The following is a 3710-nucleotide window of genomic DNA, read 5'->3' as shown; positions in this document are numbered from 1 at the left end:
TGGTGAAGACCATGCGCCGCGCGCGGACCGCCTCGAGCAGGCATCGGCACACTGGCTGCGTCACAGCGCAGGGTCCCACATGGCGGACCAGCAGGTTGATCTGCGACTCGTGCGCGATAACCTCGGGCATGCGTCACTGACGACAACCAGTCAGTATCTTCACGTCGACGACGATCGCCGGCACCGCGAGACCGACGAGAAACACCGTATTGACTGGTGACAGACGACAGCCAGGCCCTACCGCCTGATCTGGAAATCGTCGGCGGTGAGCCTGACTGGTTGACCCGGACGCAGGCGGACTTTTCTTTCGGCGACCGCGATAATGCGGCGCCGTCCGTCCGCAAATGCCTTGAGCATGCGGACCTGGTCAGCGTCTTTGGGCAGCCAGAATTGCGTTTCGAGCGCCTCCCGCGTAATCGCACAGGCGATCTCGCTGCGATGCCCGGTCAGGCGAAACGAGATTTCATGTCGGTCCGCCGCGACAGCTGGCATCAGGTCAATCACGTCCATCATTTCCACCTCCTGCATTCAGCTGCGAACTTTTTGACTTCCTGCCGCCTGTCTTCAATTTTACAGAACAGACGGAGCACAGGCGCGCGCAGCGGATATATGCCTGGACAACTCGCGGTGTAGATTCTGCCTGCCCTGCTGGAGACGGGATTTGCGGTTGACGGGGACGCAGAGGTGCCGGACGGTTAGTTGCATGTTTGTGATCGAAAGGGATCTCCAGGGTGAATCTTTACGGGAGACGAATTTCAAAGTGCCATGCGAAGGTGCGGTCAACTGATACGACGTGTCGGCAAGAAAAGCGCACTCACGCCTCCCTTGCAGGCGTACATCGAGGAGCCATTGGAGAAGCCATCTGGATAGGCGCTATCGTTGCGCGATCGGCCGCAGGCGACCCACTGCCGCCGGTCGCGATGTCAGGGATTCAACGGCGGGAAATCGAGTGGTCCGGTCACTCAAGCCGGCCTCTCGCAGACAGCAGTTCGGCCATAGTTGACGTTCAGGTGTCCCCGCCTGAAGGGCTGCTTCGGGTCGCCTTGCTGCCGTTCACACATCAATGGCCCTGAATGGCAGGTCTACCCGTTTCAACCTTCGGAGGCTAGCATAATGAGGGACTCTCCCGTGGATCGACAGGCCCATCGACCAAAATGCTGGCAAGGAAGTGCGACGATCGAGTAAAGGCGCGCTGTGGAAAAAATTCAGTTCCAGTCCAGAACGCGCCTTGGCTCTACTGGCAATGATGTCAGGCTGCGACAGGTTTGGTGGATGCTATGAATGTGTCGCGAGCGACGTTACCTACAATATTGGCCGTGTCCGAGTCAAACGTGGCGCCCACGATACCGCCGAGCATAGGTACTACCTTCCCAAGATTGATGACGCCGGTAGTGCCGCGCTTGGTGATCAAGCGAAACCCTACGGGCTGATTGATCCTGAAGATCGTTGCACGACTAATGCCCTTGATGGACTTGATTGCGATTTTTTTGCCCAATGACGATGCCTGCGTTCTTCAAGATATCTTTCACCGCACTTCCGGCAACGCAAGCGTAGGCTAGAAGCGCGGTGCGTTGTCATCGTGCGAAGCACTCCAATGAGGAATGAAACTACCTTCAGAAATGATGAGGCCAACCCCTCCGTCAACCCGACGGCGGTAGTAAGCCGCAACGTTTTCGCCCGCACACCTTGTGGAGACATGGCCCTGGTCATCGGCGCCATTACGATGCGATTCTTCAACTCAAGGCTTCCGAGCCTCACGGGATCGAACAGAATCTCGGAACGATTCGTGTAGTGTCGGATCGGCCTTGTTCCGGTGGAGGCATGCAGAAGCATAGCGGTTGTCTTCCTTTCGCGGTGAGGTGCCAGGCCAGTTACGCAGTAAAGGTTGCCGAAACGGGACCGGTGCAGTGAACGGGTGACACATGTGCGGTTGAAGATTGTAGGGAAACAGCGTGGGCAGTTTTTCGTAGGAGTTCAGGTCGTAGGCAATGATGGCGGTCATGGATGCGTTCCTCGCCGCGACATTCTCATCTTGTTTGTCGCGCCATAGGCCCGAGCCTGCGTATTCCGGCAGTAACGCAAACCGCTTTGTGCGTAGCAGGTTGCCGAACGCGTCGGTCTCCGTCACCGCCCGATGGTCGGCATTGAAGTCGACGCCGATGACGCCGTACTTCGCGTCAGGTGTCGAGACCTCTGCCGGCCGGTGGTCGAAAGACACAAAGGCGCGCCAGCCACGCTCGTCCCGATACAGGCGCCGGCTCAGTATAGCTCCTGCTTTAAGTGCGGCATCCAGCACCTCGCGATCGTAGGCGAACGTAACATCGTTGACGACGAGTTAGTTCTCGTTACCCGGCGAGAGCAACCGGTCCGGAATGCGGATCTTCAGCGCCTACAGACCATAACCCGCTTCGCGTAACTGGCACAACAGGTTGCCCGCCGTCCCGTCCTTCGAGCCGACGAAGAACTCCTGGTGCGAGCGGCTAGCCTGCCATTCGCGTAGCCACAACTCGCGACTGTCAAAATCAGCGAGCTCAAGGTGGTGCTGCTGCCTGAACAGCTTGCCGGTCCCGAAGCAGATGCCGAGTGCATGCGCGTGGAGCCGCGCCGGCGCGAGGCCAACTGCCCCTCCAGCCCGCGAATGCCCTTGGCCAGACTCCTGCGCTCCTCCGCGAGGAGTTCACGCGTGCCATCTATAAGGCCTTGCACTGCAATAGCGAACGCGTCGAACATCTTGGCGAAGATGTCGTACTCACGGCAGAATGCCGTCTAGTATGACTTCGCTTTCCCGCCGTCGGCGGCGATGCGCGCGTACAAGTTGCGCTTCGTCGAACGGTACAGCTCGCCCGCCCGGTCGAGCAGCAATACGTCGGGCTGTAACAGCGTGTCTGTGGTCGCCCGCATCAGGTCACAGTTTTAAACTGCTGCAGGAAACCCAGCTAAGTCGATTGCGCCCGCAGCTCTCCATGCGAGCCGCGGGCCATGCTCTTGATACGCACCGGAATTCGGCCCTAAGCATCCTCCGGAACACCCCGTCGCTTTACACCTTGACAAAGCTAACGCCAGCCAAAGAACCAAACGGCAAGGATGCTAGCGGACCACCAACGTCCAGCGTGCCGAGGTCGACTGCGAAAAAGCCGGACTTTTCAATAAGCGAGCGGACGGTATTTTTCGCTTCTGCGTCGTCGCCGGAGTAATAGAGCACACGATTTCCGCCAGCCACTTCCGGTTCAGCCAGCACATTCACGTCGAGGTGGTTGAACGCCTTGACGAGACGCGCTCCCGGAACTAGATCACGAACGACGCTACTGGAGTGGCGACCACCGAGATCGACCGGCTTGATGCCATAAACGGCCAGCGGGTTGCTCGGGTCATTTGCATCCGGGGAGTCCGGGTCGATCCATTCGACCGGGTTGGTGCCATCGACGACAATGCGCCCATTCCACGCGGGTAGTTCCCCTAGGACCCGCTTCAAATCCGCCCAGCGAATGGCGACAAAGACGATGTCCTCCTTGGCGGCGTCCTCCGTGGTTACTGCCTTGATCGCGGGACCAAGCTCATCGACCAATTCCGAGAGGGTCTCAGGGCCAGCCCTTTCAAGGTCTTTGCGCGACAAACCTGGTAACCTGGCGACCTGTTCAAGGACGACGGGTACGAAGGGATGTTTGACGAGGTGATGAAGCGTTTCGAGCAGCAGGCACCGGTATGCGTGA

6 protein-coding genes are annotated in these 3710 nt (G+C 58.8%); 1 reads left to right on the top strand and 5 read right to left on the bottom strand.

The features are described 5' to 3' along the window. The coding region (locus GNZ13_RS29075; RefSeq protein WP_172170991.1) for a tyrosine-type recombinase/integrase at positions 1–220 on the top strand (220 nt) is incomplete at its 5' end. Positions 221–237: 17 nt separating this feature from the next. Here GNZ13_RS29075 and GNZ13_RS29070 read toward each other — a convergent pair. The 5 genes from GNZ13_RS29070 to GNZ13_RS29050 form a co-directional block, all read right to left on the bottom strand. Beyond that, on the bottom strand, positions 238–513 hold the full coding sequence (locus GNZ13_RS29070) for a DUF1488 family protein (RefSeq protein ID WP_328807318.1): 276 nt from the start codon (positions 511–513) through the stop codon (positions 238–240). Positions 514–1249: 736 nt separating this feature from the next. Continuing rightward, a complete protein-coding gene (locus GNZ13_RS29065; RefSeq protein ID WP_172170989.1) occupies positions 1250–1495 on the bottom strand; it encodes a hypothetical protein in 246 nt (81 codons plus the stop codon). Between the two features lie 243 nt (positions 1496–1738). Further along, complete coding sequence (locus GNZ13_RS52850; protein ID WP_172170987.1) at positions 1739–2296, bottom strand: hypothetical protein; 558 nt, start codon at positions 2294–2296, stop codon at positions 1739–1741. A gap of 470 nt (positions 2297–2766) precedes the next feature. Further along, positions 2767–2901, bottom strand: coding sequence for a hypothetical protein (locus tag GNZ13_RS53580; RefSeq protein ID WP_268959197.1), 135 nt, complete (start codon positions 2899–2901; stop codon positions 2767–2769). A 136-nt stretch (positions 2902–3037) separates the two neighbouring features. After that, positions 3038–3691: an NADPH-dependent F420 reductase gene (locus tag GNZ13_RS29050; RefSeq protein ID WP_236002241.1), complete on the bottom strand. Its 654-nt coding sequence runs from the start codon at positions 3689–3691 to the stop codon at positions 3038–3040. Between the last annotated feature and the right edge of the window lie 19 nt (positions 3692–3710).

The sequence above is a fragment of the Paraburkholderia elongata genome (assembly GCF_013177735.1).
GTDB classification, from domain to species: domain Bacteria; phylum Pseudomonadota; class Gammaproteobacteria; order Burkholderiales; family Burkholderiaceae; genus Paraburkholderia; species Paraburkholderia elongata.
Note: the sequence above shows the minus strand (reverse complement) of the source record. Positions and strands in the feature narration are given on the sequence as shown.

What these genes read in the sequence shown, in the direction of transcription:
- GNZ13_RS29070 (WP_328807318.1), bottom strand. Translation starts at nt 513, where the DNA reads ATGATGGACGTGATTGACCTGATGCCAGCTGTCGCGGCGGACCGACAT.
- GNZ13_RS53580 (WP_268959197.1), bottom strand. Translation starts at nt 2,901, where the DNA reads ATGCGGGCGACCACAGACACGCTGTTACAGCCCGACGTATTGCTGCTC.